The sequence below is a fragment of the Pseudomonas sp. SIMBA_068 genome, from assembly GCF_046534705.1.
Classification (GTDB): Bacteria; Pseudomonadota; Gammaproteobacteria; order Pseudomonadales; family Pseudomonadaceae; genus Aquipseudomonas; species Aquipseudomonas putida.
On record NZ_JAWRYI010001084.1, the window covers coordinates 1 to 253 of the forward strand.

The following is a 253-nucleotide window of genomic DNA, read 5'->3' on the forward strand; positions in this document are numbered from 1 at the left end:
CTGTTGGCCAAGGTCGACTGCGAGGCCGAGCAGGATATCGTTGCGCGTTTTGGCATTCGCAGCCTGCCGACGGTGGTGTTGTTCAAGGATGGCCAGCCGGTGGACGGGTTTGCCGGAGCGCAGCCGGAGTCGGCGGTGCGGGCGATGCTGGAGCCACATGTGCAGATGCCGCCACCGGCAGCGGCCGATCCGCTGGAACAGGCTCAGGCGTTGTTTGCCGAAGGGCGTATCAGCGAGGCCGAAGCGGTGCTGG

Annotated in this window: 1 protein-coding gene; it reads left to right on the forward strand. The window is 66.4% G+C overall.

Annotated elements, in window-relative coordinates; all coding sequences use genetic code 11:
• Nucleotides 1-253: thioredoxin domain-containing protein (locus SB756_RS32800; RefSeq protein ID WP_410913604.1), on the forward strand; the 253-nt coding region annotated here is incomplete at both ends.